Here is a 16,979-nt window from a genome sequence, read left to right on the forward strand (position 1 = left end):
TACTATTCTTTTAAATCAGCTACTTATTTTTTACTAGGCATATTCGAGCTGAGCACATATCTGTGATTGGGTTTCACATAAGGTAAAAGTGTTGGCTAAAGCAGCCCCCTGACCCAGTTGATAACCCAGTTCACTGAAGATACGTTTTTGTTCAGGGTTATCAATGCCATCGACAAAGGTTTGAAGCTCTAAGGTTGATGCCGTTTTTTGATAGGCTGACATTAACTTAAGCTGTTGCTCGCCTTGTATTTGTTTGGTGAGGTTGGCATCGAGTTTTAAGCCTTTTATCGGCAGAAACAATAAGCTATTTAATGCACTATAGCCGCTACCGTACTGGCTGATACCGAGTTTTACCCCGAGCTTCTGCAACAATTCAAAGCCATTGATATGATTTTCAGTTTCCTGCACTAGGGCTTTTTCATTGAAGAATAACCACAAATGGCTCAGGTTTAACTGGGTTTGCTTGAGAGTGTTTTTCAAACTGCGCAGTACATGCTTATGCTTGAGATGTTGGCTCGAAAGCATGACATGTAATTCAACAGATTCATCATATTGCTTGAGGAGTTGGGGATAGCTGCTATCTATGATGTTGATCGTATATTTATCGAGCTCAACGGTAAGGTGTGACTGTTCAGCAAGCGTGCTAAGTTGTTCCTGCTGTAAGAGCCCACGCTGCGGATGTTGCCAGAACAGGCGGCTTTCTAATGCATGCACTTGACCTGTTTTAAAATTGACTACTGGTAAGTAACTAAGCTGGATTTCAGCATGGTGTAATGCATGTCTAAATTCAGTTTCTAACTCGACATCCTGCATGGCCTGATGTTGGGCGTTATCATCAAAAATAACATAGCAGCCTTTACCATTGGCTTTCGCCTGATACATGGCTGTATCTGCATTACGTAACATAGATTCACTGGTATCAATTCTGTGCTTGCCACTGATGGTGATACCGATACTGGCTCCAGAACTAAATTCCATTGTGCCAAGTCGATAGGGCTGGGATATTTTTTGGATCACTCTTTCTGATATATCTTTCGCGTCGTTGATGTTGTTAATGCTATCGAGCAGTATCACAAACTCATCGCCACCGAGTCGCGCTAAGGTGTCATTATCACGAATGCAGGACTTGAGGCGGCTTGCCGTCTCAATTAAGAATTTATCGCCCTCTAGGTGTCCCATAGTGTCGTTAATCTGTTTGAAGCGGTCGAGGTCGATAAACAGTAGGGCAAACTGTTCTAAGCTATGGCGACGAACATGCTTGATCGCTTGAGATAAACGCTCCATAAACATAGCGCGATTAGGCAGGCCTGTAAGTGCATCATGTTTGGCATCGTGAACTAGCTTGGCTTCCATACTACGGCGTTGTTGAATTTCTTTCTCAAGACTTTTATTCAGTTCGGCTAACGCTTTGGTACGATCAATAACCTTTTCTTCTAGCTCTTCATAACTGCGTTGTAAGGACTCTGCGGACAGCTTTTTCTCGATAGCCGAGCCTATATGTTGTGATACAAATGTCAGTAATTCTAAGTCTTTAACTTGGTAATTCTGTGTCATGCTAAAACTGTAAATCGTTAACGCACCACGAACTTGATCATGGATAAAAAGCGGGATTCCGATCCACTGATGCATGGTTTGAGTATGATTTAATGCTGGCGCTTGGGAATACAGCTCACCAGAGGCAATTAATGCATTGATACTGCTTTGATCTAGCAATAGTGGGCGCTTATGTTTGAGCACATATTCGGTTAAGCCGTCTTGTAGCGGCCGAGTGCCAGGATGCTTATTGGCTAATTGCGATACATAAAAAGGAAACGTGAGGTGGGTTTCTGTGTCATCCAAAAGCGCGATATAGCAATTGTTGGCGGGAATGAGGTGTCGAATAACATTATGCAATTGGGCATAAAAGTCTGGGTTGTCTGCACTGGAACTTGCTAGCTCGGCGATTTCGAACAGTGATTTTTGTAAGCGTTCAGCTCTACGCCGTTCATAGACTTCTAGTTTTAACTTATCGTAGGCTTGGCTGAGTTCTTTTGTCCTTTGCTGGATAGCTTGTTCTAATTGTTCTTGATGTTTTAGCCGTTCCATTACCCCAGCAATATGGTGACAAATGAACGTCATTAACTCGAGTTCGATTTCACCATAACTGATGTTTGTGTCATAGGTTTGCACCACTAACACACCCGTTACTATGTCATCTTGTTTGATGGGCACGCCCAGCCACAGATGACAGGGAGAACCTAAATTAACAATTTCTCCAGCGGCAATCAGTTCATTGACTGTGTCATTGTTACACAACAAAGCTTTCCCAGTTCTGAGTACGTAGCCTGTTAATCCTTGCTGTAATAATGTAGATAGTGATTGTTCAGGATAAAGCTCTGCTGGATGGGCATCTTTCTCATCAGCGAAAAAGGGGATGGCGAGTTCACCTGTGTGAGTATCCAGGGTTGAAATAAAAAAATTATCAGCGGGAATCAGCTGTTTTAGATGGCTATGTACGCCGACATAGAATTCTTCGAGTGAAGAAGCATGAGTCGCAATATTGGATATTTCGAGTAATGCGTTTTGAATGATCTCAGCATGCTTATATTTATGCGCTAATTGTTTTAAGCGAATAATTTTTTTGCGTAAGCGTTCAGTTTCACTCACACGCGGCTGGCCAGTTTCATCTTCATCCTTAAACATGATACTCACTAGTTAAATATATGTTTGCTTTTACCAAAGTCTATAATTAGCATGAAATACTGTAACATCCAAGTCATATTTTGGCTGCATTCCGCTTTAAAAGTCAGCTAATGTGATAAAACTTGAGCAGTCAGTAAAAAAAGTGCAAAACAGCTATAGACTCAAAGGGGATTTGACCCTAGTATATGCGGCGCTAACCAAGGCGAGCGCCCATAGCTCAGCTGGATAGAGCGCACCCCTCCGGAGGGTGAGGCCGAAGGTTCGAATCCTTTTGGGCGCACCACTTCCGAACAGAGTTGTGAGCTTTAAGGTTAGCAAAGTAAGTGAAAATCAGTGGTGATTGTAGCTCAGTTGGTAGAGTCCCGGATTGTGATTCCGGTTGTCGTGGGTTCGAGCCCCATCAGTCACCCCATTCATTTACTTTGATATAAAAGATTTTTATTCTCGGTGATTAGCGCAGTCCGGTAGCGCATCTGGTTTGGGACCAGAGGGTCAGAGGTTCGAATCCTCTATCACCGACCAAATTCTTCGCGTGACTAGCGAGCTTAATGTAAGTTAAGTAAATAGTTAATGTTTTACGGTAATTAGCGCAGTCTGATAACGCATCCTGATGTTTTGGATGAAAGTGGACGAGAGGGTGAACCCTCTAAGCGTATGTAAACAATAGTACAAAATTTACGGTGATTAGCGCAGTCCGGTAGCGCATCTGGTTTGGGACCAGAGGGTCAGAGGTTCGAATCCTCTATCACCGACCAAATAAGTAGAAAAGCCTCAGCATTCATTAATGAATACACTGAGGCTTTTTTGCATTGGCGAAATAGAACTTACTCACTGACATTATCATGTTTGTTGTCGCTTGATAGCGTATCCTCAATGAGTATAGAAGTTGGCAACAGTTCTTATTTACACCTGGCAGACTTGCAGAGCAGAACTGTATCGGCATAGTCACTCAACCGTAGAAAAACAAAAAGCTCCTTACGGAGCTTTTTGTTTGCAAACATCACTTCTTAATAATACGGCTTAGTCAAGATTCACTGGCGGGGCGATAAAGCCTTGATAGGCATCTGTTCTAAGCTCGTTAAAACGTTCTAGCTGAGCTTTTTCTTGAATACCCGTCACTATGACTTGAATGTCCAATCCTTTTGCTACGTTGATTAGGGCGCGGCACAATTCGCTATTGTGGTGTGTCTCATCATAGTAGGCAAAGGATTGATCCAGCTTCACATAGCTAGGTCTTAATTCCTGTAGATAAGACATAGAGCCAAACTGACGACCAAAGTGGTCAATACCAAACTTAGCACCGTTATCGCGAATGATGTTACATAAGTGCTGGCATGACTTAAGATCACTATAAACACCAGCCTCAGGGATTTCGAAGCAGATGCGCTCAATAAATGTGGCATTTCGCAAAAATTGATTTAGCCACTCATGGAACTGAGGATCGTTAATACTTTGGTGGGTTAAGTTAATTGCGAGCGGTTCATAGCTCCGCTCGAGCAGTTTTTGCTCGTAGACAGTTTCAATTAAGCATTTATCGAGTAAGGCACCAAGTGATAATAACTCGATATACGGCATAAATTGCCCTGCATGAGCGAGTTGATCACCAAGCTCTAATTGGCAATACAATTCCCGTTGCGCTATGCCATCACCATCGCAAAATTGGATGGGTTGCCATCTAAACTTAAACTTCTTATTGCTGATAGCATGGCTGAGGTTATCGCGCCATTGCTCGCGGGTGAATAATTGCTGCTCTGTGGTTTCAAACCAGTGGAAGGTTTTATTTTCTTGTAACGCTTTTTGAAGGGCATTGTCGGCTTGGGCCAAAATATCCGACACATTCATTTGCCCAATACGTTCCGCAATACCGATAGCAAAGTCTTCGTTGGGCTTACAACCTGCTTTTGACATTTCTTGATTGATGGTACGGATAAGTGTTTGTAAATATTTACTGATCTGATCGTGTTCAACATCGGTCACTAAAAATGCAAATTCATAGGCGGCAATACGCCCTATGACCGAAGGTGTTATTTCGTTTAATTGCTGTTGAAACTTTTCTGCGAGGATCCGTATGGTTTCATCTCGAACTTGATAGCCATATTTACTGTGCACTTCTTCGAGCCAGTCGAGTTTGGCGAGGAATAAAGCACCGCTGCTAGGTTCACTTAACCAACCATTTAAACGACTTACTACATATTGGCGGTTAGGCAGGCCTGACGCGGGATCGACAAGATTCTTCTTACGTAACGCGCCAACCTCTTCGTCAAGAGAATGGAACACTTGTTTCAATTGAGCTGACATGCTGTTAAATGCAGTTACTAAGTCTTTTAATTCGGTTGTTTTGGGGAGTGCCATGTCTGGACCAAATTGGCGTGCTGCGATACTTTTTGCGTGTTCAGACAGGGTGTGGAGAGGTTTCAATATCCATGTTAAGCCTACTCTTGCTGTAAAAATAGCAACGAGAAAAAGTAGTGAGAAGGCTATGATGGTATTGGACATGATTCGCCATAGTTCATGATAACCAAAACCAGGATGAGCAGTGATTTCAAGCTGTGCTAGCTGCAGCCAACCCGAGGTGATAGTGCTTTGTTTTTTTATGGTTTTAAACAGATCTAGATTGATAAACCATTGAGGGACATCTTCAATTTTTAAAGGATTATTCCACTCTTGTTGCTTACCATCGACCATCCAAGTCAATTTTACATTTTGATAGTAACCACCTTCAAAAATAACATTCACTAAGGTTTCTGCCGCTGCGGTATCGCCGGCTTCGAGTGCTGGGGTAAGCATTAGACCGAGTGAAGTGCTGGCATTGTTTAGATCGGACTCCATTTGCTTTGTTAAAAAGCTTTGAGTCTCAGTGAATTGCACATAGCCAAGGCTTGCAACTACAAGCAAGAACAGGCTAAAAAGCAGCGAATAAATCTGTCTAAACAGTGTCATTTTTGGTGCTACTCCAGTTTTAATTTTGGTTGCCTAAGACGGTCAACACCTAATCTATGGTTAAGATCGTTCCATTTTTCTAATCGTTTTGAGGACCCTGCCAGTACGCCTCGACCTTGCTCTTTATTGAGCCATAACTGTTTACCGTTAAAGCTATAAACAGGCAGTAGATCTTTTCTTTTTGTGGCGGGTTTTATTTCATGGTCAAGATTATCGAGCACTAAAGGAATTGATGATGGTGTTTCATAGTAAGCCAATACCATATGGTATTGATTAACCGTAGTGGCTTTAACCATAGTGATCCGCATCTTGTCCTCTTGAACACCAAGTTGGAGTAGGGTGAAGTATTTTGCGATCGAAAAGTCTTCGCAATCACCGCCATTCACACCAATAAACTCCATCGGCGTTGCCCAATAATTCGAGTCTCCCCATAATTTACTGTCATCCACAAAACGGAATAAATTAAAAAAGTTATTCACCTTCAATAACTTTTCTTTTTCATCTAGCGTACTCGCTTCCGATAACACTTTGAACCAAGCCCTTGCTCGCATTCCAGCACGTTCGCCGTAATGTTTTTCTAGGGTTGAAGTTATCTTCACTTCATCAAGGTTTTGTGTGGGGGCCGCATATAGGCAACATATGCCTAAGGCTGACGCTATTAGGCTAAAGCGGCAGACTCGCAATAATGAATCTTTATAATCAAGTCTGCCGTTCATAACCTAATGTGTTAGTCCTTTATTTTGAGTTGTCATCGACCGAGTAAATTGTCCATTTCATGTCTGCTGCCGTATCATCACCAGTGACTTCTGCAACAACACGACGGTTACGAATTTCTGCTTCCGGCGTCTGTTCTAAAACAATTGGGCGGCTAGAACCATATCCAATAGCAGTTAATCGACTTCTATCAATACTAAAGCGTTCAGCCAGTACTGCGGTGACAGCATTTGCACGTTCTTGAGATAATACTGTATTTCGTTCATCGGTTCCTGTGCGACTCGTGTGACCTTCGATAGTCACTTTGGTCGTTGGATACTGACGTAGAAAAATAGCCACCTCTTCAATTTGAGGATAGTACTCAGGCGCAATATAAGCAGAGTCATTCGGGAATAAAATATTTATTTCCTTTCGCTCGTTAATCGCTTTTATTTTGCCACAGCCATAGTTATCAATCCCTGCCCCTTGGGCTGTGTCGTTGCAGCGTTCACGGGCTTCAATGACACCATCGCTATCTTTATCAGATAGATCATAGGCTTGAGTTGTGACCATTTCGTCAATATTAACCGTATCGCGCATCGAACAACCAGCTAAAAGAGTGACACTTAGAAAAAATGTGAGAGTTTTCATTTGTTAGCTCCTCCTTCATAATTGCGCTCTCCGCGCCACGCATCAGGTCTAGTCACTTTAAGTGAGTCTAATAATCGCCCTGTAGAATTGAGCACGCGATACTTAGCAATAACTTCATCATATTCAGCTTGTAAGTAGTCTTTACGCGCCTCGAAGAGTTCATTTTCGGTATCTAATAAGTCGAGTAAACTGCGTTGGCCTAAGTTGAACTGCTGTGCATAGGCTGTTTGAGTATCCTTTGCGGCCACGACATGATCGCGAATATATTGTTTTTGCGGCGCTAGCATTTCAAATGCGTTCCAAGCTAGGTTTACCCCTTCAACAACTTCACGTTGGGCGCGTTGGCGGATTTCTTTCGCTTCACCCAACTTGTAAGCAGTTTCTTTTTCACGGGCAAGATCTTTACCCCCCGCAAATAAGTTGTATCTCACCCTCACCATGGCGACGAGATCGTTACTATGGCCACCCACATCACTGCGGAAAGCTCCAGCACCTGATATTCCATCTTCGCCGCTAATATCGTTATTCCAGTTACCATTCAGTTCTAAAGAAACCTGAGGGTAGTAATTGGATTGTACTGAAGAGCGTTCATTTTCAGCGGCACTAATATCGTTTGCTGCAGATTTGAGTATGGGGTGATTCTCTTGCGCAACAATAATGCCAGAGCTAAGATCCTTTGGCAGCATGTCTGCATCTGGCACTGGTAATATTAAGTCCGCCGGAGCCGACGCTACAATTTTGATGTACTGTGCTTTTGCATCAAGTAAATTGTTGCGAGCAGAAATAACGTTAGCATTAGCACGTGCCAAACGTCCCGAGATTTGGGAGAGATCTGCGATTGAGCCTAAACCTGAGTCAGTACGTTGTTTAATCTGGTCATAAATTTCTTTATGGCTGTTAAGGTTTTTCTCGGCTAATTTTAACACTTCATCGGTGCGTAAATAGTTGAGATAGACTTTACTGACATCGAGTGCCATATCTTCAGCTGCAGCAAGCAGTGCCCATTGGTCTGCGCTAGCTTCAAAGCTATAACGATCAACTTCACTGCTGGTGTAGAAACCATCGAAAAGCATTTGTTTTATGCTAACACCAAACTCTCCGGGATTTAATTCAGCCACCCCTTTGCTATCGACTTCGCCGATATTGGGTCGTCTACGTGTCGATACGCTGTCGGTTTGTTCGTAACCGTAGCCACCATTGACATCAATAGTTGGCATATAGCCTGCTATCGCTTGATTAACTTGTTCTTCTCGCGCTTTAAAGCGGTTGAAGGCCACTCGTAAATCTGGGTTTGTATCTAGCGTATGTGCAACGGCTTGTTCTAACGTCTGACTTTGAGCCGATAAAGGTAACAGGATTAATGACAGCACTATGGCTATCTTTGAACATTGAAATTGTCGTATTGCTGAAGTCTTCATGACCAACCTCCCGGTTTATAAAAAAAAGGCTTAGTGCTCTCTGAGCGCTGTGTCCTTAGCCCTTAAAATTGGATTTAAAATGTACTCAAGTATGGATCTTTGCCCCGTGATAACGTCAACTGAAGTTAACATTCCCGGAATAATTGGCATCTGTGTGCCATCGTTTTTGGTTAAACTAGATTCTGCTGTCCTAACTCTGATGAGATAGTAGCTATTGCCTTCTTCATCTTGAGAAGTGTCGGCACTAATATGTTCGACAGTTCCTTTAAGGCCGCCATAGCGGGTAAAATCATAGGCGGTAATTTTTACTACGGCGGGTAATCCTGGATGTAAGAAAGCGATATCTTTAGGCAAGATTTTAGTTTCTATCAGCAGTTGATCTTCCGACGGTACTATCTCGATAATATCGATCCCAGGTTGCACTACACCACCCAGTGTATTGATATGCGTGGTTTTAATGGTGCCATTAACAGGGGAGGTGATAATCGCCTTACTGACTTTATCTTGCGCGCCAACTTGTGCTTCATTCATGCGAGAGAGGCGGGTTTGAGTTTCATTGAGCTGCGCGCGCAGCTCTGCAGCGTAAACAAATACGGCTTCACGGCGTTTTAAGATAGCCTCATCTAATGCCGCTTTTACTTTAGGGCGGAGTAAACGCATTGAATTCAATTCACCTTGCAAGTCGTTTACCGTGCGTTCGAGTTTGAGTAACTCAACTTCAGGAACAATACCTTTTTTGGCTAAAGGTCGAGTGAGTTCAAGCTCGCGGGATATTAGTTGCATGCTCGTCGTTAATGTCGTTGTTTTAGAGGCGAGATCATCAATTTCTTGCTGTCTTTGCTGAATTTGACGTACAAGGATCTCAAGTTGGTTACTTAAGTTATCTAAGCGCCCGTTGTATTCCTCTTGTTGTCTTTTCACTAAGGCGGGTTCCGCAGCAATGATAGCCTCAGGGAATATCAATGCTTCTTTAGTGATAAGCACTTGTTCACGCCAATCAGAGGTCATGTCTGATATTAGAATGCTGTCGAGTTCGGCGCGCATGCGGATAGCATTGGTTTTTAAGCCATAAACCTCTTGCTCTTGTTGAGCAAAGTCGGAGCGAAAGCGGGTATCATCAATACGCACTAAAGGCTGCCCTTTTGTGACTATCTCACCTTCTTGAACGTAGAGTTCTTGCATTATGCCGCCATCTAGACTTTGGATCACTTGAACTTGTGATGAAGGAATCACTTTTCCCGTTCCAGTAGTAACCTTATCTAATTGAGCAAACCCCGCCCACAGTAAAAAACACACTACCATAGCAGCAAGTGCCCATATGATTAATCTGTGTCCGCTGGGAGCGTCTGTCATCATGGCGCCATAGACATCATCAACCATGTCTAAGTCGTTTGTTGTTAAATGTTTACTCATCTTTTAGCCTCTCCGTTCACTAGGCCAAAATTGAGTTTTTCTAGCACTTCTGCTTTAGGTCCATCGGCAACCACATGGCCGCGTTCAAGTACAATAATGCGGTCGACGAGTTGCAATAAATGCATCTTGTGGGTAATAAGAATTAACGTTCTATCTTTGCTGACATTTTGCATTGAACGAATAAATTGTTGTTCAGCGCGAGCATCTAAACTCGCCGTAGGCTCATCCATCAGTAACACTGGGGGATCATTCAGTGTGGCGCGAGCAAGAGCGACAGTTTGTCTTTGTCCGCGACTGAGTGACATGCCGCCTTCGCCGACCTGTTGGTCTAGGCCTTCTGCTTCTAGGTTGGTGAATTGACTCACACCAGAAAGCTGCACCGCGCGGATGAGTTGATGTTCAGTGACTTGACGTGTACCAAATAAAATATTGTCGCGAATAGAACCATGGAATAGGGTGACATCTTGGGGTAGGTAGCCAAAATTACGACGTAAATCACTCGGATGAATCTGTGCTGAGTCTAAACCGTCGTAGCGCAAGCTTCCTGCCGTGGGTTGAAATAGCCCGACCAGTAGCTTAGCTAGCGTACTTTTACCTGAACCATTTCGACCGATAATGGCAATGCGTTCGCCAGGATTAATCGTCAGCGACATCGGATGCAGCACAGGCTTTTCAGAACCTGGATAACTAAAACCAACATGATCAGCATTGATTTTGCCTATGAGTCTTTGTTTGCTAACTAAATGTCCTTTATTTTCAAACTCATCTTCTTGAGTCATGATTTCATTCAGTTGGCGTAGTGCACTGGCTGTGTGGTTTGCTCTCGTCATCAGGCCTGCAAGTTGTGCCATAGGTGAAATGGCGCGGCTCGATAGCATGACCGCAGCAATAATTCCGCCCATAGATATCGCATTATCAGCCACACGATAAACGCCCAAAATCACCACGCAGACAACGGTAAATTGCACCGTAAAGTTCGCTACGTTCGATACTGAGTTGGAGAGCTTTTTTGACCTTAATTGCCAGTTTGCACTGTGGCCTATCATCTGTTGCCAGCTTTTTTGCACAATTCCTTCAGCACCATTAGCTTTAATTGACTCTAGCGCTGATAAGCTCTCGATTAAATGCCCATGTTTTAAGCTTGAAAATTTATTGCCTTCTTCGATTGCCGCTTTGAGTTTAGGTTGAATATAAAGCGTGAAGCCAATAATGATGATGCCGCCAATGACTGGAACTATAGCGAGATCACCAGCGACAATAAAAATAATAATTAAGAAAAATATCGCGAAGGGGAGATCGACTAAAGTTGTGATCGTTGCCGAAGTTAAAATTTCACGAATATTATCGAATTCACCTAACTGCTTCGCCATGCCGCCGATACTAGGAGAACGTTTTTCTAGGGGAATACCTATCGCTTTAGCAAAAAGTCGCGAAGACACAATAATATCTACTTTTTTTCCTGCAACATCGATGAGGTAACTTCTAAGTTGCCGCATGATAAGATCGAACATATAAGCAATCGCCGCACCAATCGCTAAAACCCAAAGGGATTCAAAGGCGAGGTTTGGGACGACTTTGTCATACACATTCATAATAAATAACGGTGAAACTAAGGCGAATAAATTCACCAATACAGAAGCGATTAATGCATCACGATAAATGGGTGCTGAATCTTTGAGGGTTTGTACTAACCAGTGGGTTTTATTATCGTGTAGATAAACATCAAAGCCCATGTCGCCACGGTATTCTTGTTTGACTAAGAATAAATATCCCACATATAAGGCTTCGAGCGACTCAATTGTCAGTGTTTCTTCACCGCCCGTCTCGGGTAATTGAATAATTGCTTTATCTGATGCAACATCAAGTTCTCGCAATATACAGGCTTTTTTGTCTTTTAATAATAAAATACAGGGGAGCAATATAGGTGATACTTCGTTTAAGCCTTTTCGAGATAGCTTAGCCGCTAGACCCGCTCTTGAAGCCGCCTGAGGCAATAAGTCGGGTGATAACACGGTACCTGACAAGGGTAAACCTGCCGCAAGCGAATCGCTCGAGCACGGATTGCCAAAATGCTCAGTGAGTAACACTAAACAATCCAGCAAAGGATCCACTAACACTCTTTGTGAGGCTGAAATGGTCCATTGATCAATTTTTTCAGAAGCTGCAGCAGACACCTAATTACTTATCCTTTGGATTTTTATATGGTTATGGCAAGTATCGGTCATGATGGCCTATATTTCTATAGGCCATCCAAACGATTTTATCTAAGGGATATTATGCTGCTCATTGCTATTCAACGGAGCAAGACCTGGACTTGGTTCTGGTGTGACTGGCTGAGTATCAACAATTAACGGACCGCTGCCATTAGTACCTAGTAGGCCATTAATAATGCCAGTCTCTGTTGTAGTGTTATACGCACTATACAAATCAACACCGTCAAGAACGATATGTTGTTCAAACACACCGTCTTTATTGCCATCGATATCAATCACAGTTGAACCACTAACTAAGCTAAAGTTTAAATAACTGTGTAGTGTGTTGTTACTTTCACCTTGGAGTAAATCGCTTAAATCCAATTTATCTTCATGGATATTAAAGTCAGTGATATGGTCTGTTCCCGTTTCTGCATATCGCCAGACGAAGGTATCAGCACCGCTATCACCTGTGAGTTTATCGTTACCTAGACCACCGATTATTGTATCGTTACCAACACCACCAAATATAAGATCATTACCATTACCGCCGTAAAGCTGATCATTCCCACCTTGCCCATAAAGTATGTCATTACCTTGTCCGCCGATAAGAGCATCAGCCTTATCGCTGGCACCAGATTGGTCAAAATCAGATGCATGCTCAGTAATATATCTATGTACTTGGGCATCGGTAACTGCAGTGACCCCTAGCTGATCAGCAACATAATCTTTGATGGCAACATAACCTTGGCCACTAATACCGTTAAAGTTGATAGCATCACCAAAGAGTATATCGTCGCCGTTACCACCGTTGATGGTATCAGATCCTGGCAGTTGGGTAATTGGAGTACCAATGATCGCATCAGCTAAATCCTCAGCGTTGACACCCGTTTGGATATGTCCGTCCGAATCGTAAGGAAGTAAGTCACTATTGTTTAAGCTTGAACCCATTCCGATTGCAGCTACTGTGACGCCAAGGGCTGATAAGAATGCGAAACCACTTTGAGATTGGCTATCAATGCTACCACTATTGCTTCCTAGACTTGAGTATTCATAGGTACCAGTACCATTAGGGCGCATATAACCAATCAGGCTAGATTTTCCCTGCGTATCTATTTTAAACACTTCACCAGCTGCATTAATAATTGTGTAGTTATTAGACTTATACACTTGTCCTGGTATATAACCATTTTGTAATAGAGTATTGAGATAAACATCTTTAGAGTTATTAATCCAATCATCTATCAATGGATTTGATCCCTCATTAGTATTGTATCTATTTGCTTGTCCATCAGTAATGAAGTAAGCCAGGTTCGTTGCTCCCGCATTTCCTGTTGCATCTGCACTACTAAACCAATTTGCCGTAGTTTTAAATACGTCTTCATAGTTAGTGTTACCACCTGAAACCATGCTTTGTAATATAGTTTGCAGTTGGGACAGAGCATTTGGCGAACTTAAGTCTACGCTAATACTCTTGTTGCCATGGGAGTCAAAGTCGACAAGGAATAATTTTACAACCCCAGCACCATTTGAACCTGCGCTGGCTTTAAGTGTTTCAAATACCTGCGCTAATTGATCAGTCATTGTACTCAACGTGGCGCTATTTATACTGCCAGAACTATCAACCATAAAGGCGATATTGTAGTTTTGACCTGGCAAAATAACGCTACCGTCTAAATCGCCGACCACAATGTTGTGCTCATTACCAAAGTTAAGATTTTGATCGCCAGGCTCTCCTTCATGACCACTGAAGTAGCTAAGAATGACGCTATCTGCATCTGTTGCAGTATTGGTTAGGTCTGTACCTGACTCTCTTGATACAGCTTCGACAACGAGGTTGACTTGACCTGCATATTCACCAGGAACCCTTAATGTTAATCCTGTCAGATTGACATCTAAGGATGCACTGTTCCATACGCTGCCATGATTTAGAAGAATATTACCGTCTGCATCTGCAGTCCCCATCAATGTACCGTTACTGCTGTAGAGTAAGGTGCCTTCGGGTAAACCACTGAGCTGAATGCTATCGATGCTTTCGCTACCGTCTCGATCCGCAAGTGACACATTAATTTCGATTGGATAGTCTACAGCTGTAGGCTGTTCTAATGTGAGTTCACCTGTGATTTGATTGATCGCGTATATGCCATCCTTGAATTGCACATACTCAACATCATGCAGGGCCTTAGTAACACCGATGCCATTTTCAGTTACAAAGAAGTTGAACCAACGATCATTGCTAGAGTAGCCTGTGCCTTTCTCAATTATGTAGTCGGCTCGGTTGCCAAGAAGTACGGCGATATCTGTTCCTGCACCACCGTAGAGTCCGTCATTACCTAGACCAGCAACAAGAACATCATTTCCTGTTCCGCCATAGAGAGAGTCACCTTGAACGGCATCACTGCCGACGAGTATGTCATCACCATCCATACCGTAGAGTAGATCACCGCCGCCATTTGCGCTGACAAGATGATCGTTCCCCCCAGTACCGAGCAACTGATCTTGTCCGGAAGTATTATCAATAGTACGCGTACCAGTATTAAATGGTGCGGTAGTAAAATCGCTCGTACGGAATTGTTCGGTAGTGATACCTGAAGTCTTAAAGTTACTGTAAAGCGGTATGCCATTATCAGTCAGAATAACGTTAACTACAGGCTTATCTGCTATAGGTAAGGCAGTGATATCAAGTGCTGCTGTGGAACCAGTATTTGTTGTGTAGGTTACACTTGGCATTTCGCCTGCCCAGTTATCATTTGGAATAAACTGGAATTCACCATTAGCTTGTATTAATAAGCTACCCACGGCCAAGGTAACGGTTTGCCCAGCGTTAAAACTGGTTTGCATACCGTTATACATGACTCTGAAGCTAGTGATGCTCAGATTGCCGAGTTGATCATTGGTAAGAACATTACCCGTTAGCTGCTGATCTTCGTCGATGGTATAACGATCGTCAGTCGCATCAATAACGGTAGCATTATCCGTGCCTTCAGCTGATTCATTATTCGCACTATCAGTTTGAGTGGCGGTGACTGAGATTGCCTGACCTGCAGTTGGAGTAGGCTCTGTCCAAGTAATAACACCATTTGTATAGGTGTAACCTGTTGCTAGAGCACCATTACTAAATTTCAGTACGCCATTGTCAAGAATGAGGTCTACTGTACTATTATTACCTGCATTATCGATTTCTAGATGTACACTGCCGCCAGTATTAAAGTCACTCGCATTAATTTTGACCTGTATTTGAACGCCATTATTACCTATCTCTGTACTCGTCAAATACGCGTCATCATTTACATCATCGATGATGCGTACTTCAGGTGCCGAAGGTGGCGTTGTATCAACATAAACTTGTGGAATAACAGAGAAAGTACCATCTGTATGATCGCCATCTCCATCAGTGGCTCTTACTTTGAAATCAATATCACCATCGCTAGGTTGTAACATCTCTTGATATTGATGAAAATCCCATTGACCTGTACCTGGGGTAAACTCAAGTTTGAATACCAAGTGACCAGCTGCATCAACCCCAATTAGTGTATTTGCCGTTTGGGTTATAGTGATTGCACTGCCTGCTGCCGTGAACAAATTGGTTTCATCACTACCTTGTAAGGTGAGCGAACCTTTACCATCTGCACCCCATTCTGGGGTTACTGTTCCTGATGCAAAGGCGATTGCCGGTGGTGTTGCAGTGCCTAAAAACTCAATAGCTGTAACAGTGAAGTCACTATTATCACCGCTACTTGGACCTTTGCCATTATCAAGGGCTTTGATGACCATTTTGTCAAAGCCACCTTGTAAGGCTTGGAAGTTGGCCGCATAGTTGCCACTGCTGGCATCTGAACTAAATGTTTGAGTTGCGATAAGTTGGCCATCTCGCCAAAACTCGACGACACCGACTTCTAGTTCGCCGCCAAACATATGGGAAAACTGGATATTCACGCCGTAGGCAACAGTACCTGGATCGAGAGTAATGATGATTTCTTCAGATGCAGAACTTCCATCCGCAAATTTACGGAAATCGACTTCGTTCGCGAGATTATGATAAGGAGCCCCTACACTGCTAACTCCTATCCCGTTACCACTTCCATAGATTGCGGCATCAATTAAATTAGAGTTTGTTGAAGAGGTAAATCCTTTGGCTGTGATCGTAAAACCATCAAAATCAAGAAGATTGTTGTTGCCACTATAGCCAGTTAGAGAGAATAGACCGACTAAAGTATCAGGAATATCTATATTCGTTACTTCGACAGGGCTAATAGATGCGATTTCAGGTGCGTCATCTTCAACCGTAACACTAAAGCTACCTGTAGAGGTGCCACCATGATTATCATTAACAGTAATACCTATATCGAATGTAATAGTATCTTCAGATGTAGTGTCTGGATGATCAAGTGGTGCCTTTAAAGTCACATCATAGGTCCAATTGGAATCACCAGAAGTTGGAGCGGTTAGAACTACAGCCATAACTTCAACATAGGAAGAGCCGCCAATAACACCTGTGTAGCCTATTAGTGTTTGTGTATTCGCATCCCAGAGCCAATTTACAGCTTGTCCGCCTGACATTAATTCTGTTGGGCCAGAAAGTGAAACGCTTAAAGAGTCACCATCAACATCATTAATATTTATTGTGCCGCTAGCAGAAACATCATCTGTAGTATCAGAATTACCAATAACATCAATTATACCGTTAAGTAGCCCCTCTTCAGATACCGTAGCATTTGATACGGAATTTATTACTGGATAGTCGTTCGCGCCGACAATGGTGATGGTCACGGTGTGGCTGGCGGTGCCATCGGCACTGGTGACCGTGATGTCACGGGTCAGGGTTTCACCCGCCTTGAGTGACTGCACGTCGCTGTGGCTGTTGTTTAAGGTGTAGGTCCAGTTACCGTCGGCATCAATGCTGAAGAAACCGTAGTTGCCATCGGCGACATTGGTTTGCACTTGGAATACCGCTTCGCCGTTGTCGACGTCGGTGACGGTTAAGGTGCCG

The 16,979-nt window shown here is 43.1% G+C and carries 8 protein-coding genes and 4 tRNA genes; 4 read left to right on the forward strand and 8 right to left on the reverse strand.

All coding sequences use genetic code 11. From position 1 onward, the window contains the following. Window positions 1-33 precede the first annotated feature (33 nt). Window positions 34-2,682, reverse strand: a complete 2,649-nt coding sequence (locus L5M11_RS21895; protein WP_263193248.1) for a diguanylate cyclase domain-containing protein — start codon at window positions 2,680-2,682, stop codon at window positions 34-36. A gap of 206 nt (window positions 2,683-2,888) precedes the next feature. Between L5M11_RS21895 and L5M11_RS21900 the strand changes: the two genes are divergently transcribed. The 4 genes from L5M11_RS21900 (at window position 2,889) to L5M11_RS21915 (ending at window position 3,437) form a co-directional block, all read left to right on the forward strand. Next, a tRNA-Arg gene (locus L5M11_RS21900) sits at window positions 2,889-2,965 on the forward strand. A gap of 53 nt (window positions 2,966-3,018) precedes the next feature. Next, a tRNA-His gene (locus tag L5M11_RS21905) sits at window positions 3,019-3,094 on the forward strand. A 33-nt stretch (window positions 3,095-3,127) separates the two neighbouring features. After that, window positions 3,128-3,204, forward strand: a tRNA-Pro gene (locus L5M11_RS21910). A gap of 156 nt (window positions 3,205-3,360) precedes the next feature. Further along, window positions 3,361-3,437: transfer RNA gene (locus L5M11_RS21915), tRNA-Pro, on the forward strand. A 265-nt stretch (window positions 3,438-3,702) separates the two neighbouring features. Here the strand turns inward: L5M11_RS21915 and L5M11_RS21920 are convergent. From L5M11_RS21920 to L5M11_RS21950, 7 genes are all read right to left on the reverse strand, one after another. Next, window positions 3,703-5,622 carry an EAL domain-containing protein gene (locus L5M11_RS21920; protein ID WP_105250451.1) on the reverse strand — a complete coding sequence of 640 codons (1,920 nt, stop codon included), beginning with the start codon at window positions 5,620-5,622 and terminating at the stop codon, window positions 3,703-3,705. An 8-nt stretch (window positions 5,623-5,630) separates the two neighbouring features. Further along, window positions 5,631-6,338 carry a transglutaminase-like cysteine peptidase gene (locus L5M11_RS21925; RefSeq protein ID WP_105250450.1) on the reverse strand — a complete coding sequence of 236 codons (708 nt, stop codon included), beginning with the start codon at window positions 6,336-6,338 and terminating at the stop codon, window positions 5,631-5,633. 19 nt (window positions 6,339-6,357) lie between these two features. Continuing rightward, window positions 6,358-6,966 carry an OmpA family protein gene (locus L5M11_RS21930; RefSeq protein ID WP_263174017.1) on the reverse strand — a complete coding sequence of 203 codons (609 nt, stop codon included), beginning with the start codon at window positions 6,964-6,966 and terminating at the stop codon, window positions 6,358-6,360. Further along, window positions 6,963-8,384 (reverse strand): TolC family outer membrane protein, encoded by a 1,422-nt coding sequence (locus tag L5M11_RS21935; RefSeq protein ID WP_263168454.1) that lies wholly within the window; start codon window positions 8,382-8,384, stop codon window positions 6,963-6,965. The genes L5M11_RS21930 and L5M11_RS21935 overlap by 4 nt, the downstream gene beginning before the upstream one ends. 30 nt (window positions 8,385-8,414) lie before the next feature. After that, a complete protein-coding gene (locus tag L5M11_RS21940) occupies window positions 8,415-9,797 on the reverse strand; it encodes an HlyD family type I secretion periplasmic adaptor subunit (protein ID WP_168825932.1) in 1,383 nt (460 codons plus the stop codon). Then, a complete protein-coding gene (locus tag L5M11_RS21945) occupies window positions 9,794-11,971 on the reverse strand; it encodes a type I secretion system permease/ATPase (RefSeq protein WP_105250446.1) in 2,178 nt (725 codons plus the stop codon). The genes L5M11_RS21940 and L5M11_RS21945 overlap by 4 nt, the downstream gene beginning before the upstream one ends. A gap of 90 nt (window positions 11,972-12,061) precedes the next feature. Then, window positions 12,062-16,979: VCBS domain-containing protein (locus L5M11_RS21950; protein WP_263193249.1), on the reverse strand; the 4,918-nt coding region annotated here is incomplete at its 5' end.

Origin of the sequence: Shewanella sp. SM87 (genome assembly GCF_025653705.1) — a bacterium.
GTDB lineage: Bacteria > Pseudomonadota > Gammaproteobacteria > Enterobacterales > Shewanellaceae > Shewanella > Shewanella oncorhynchi.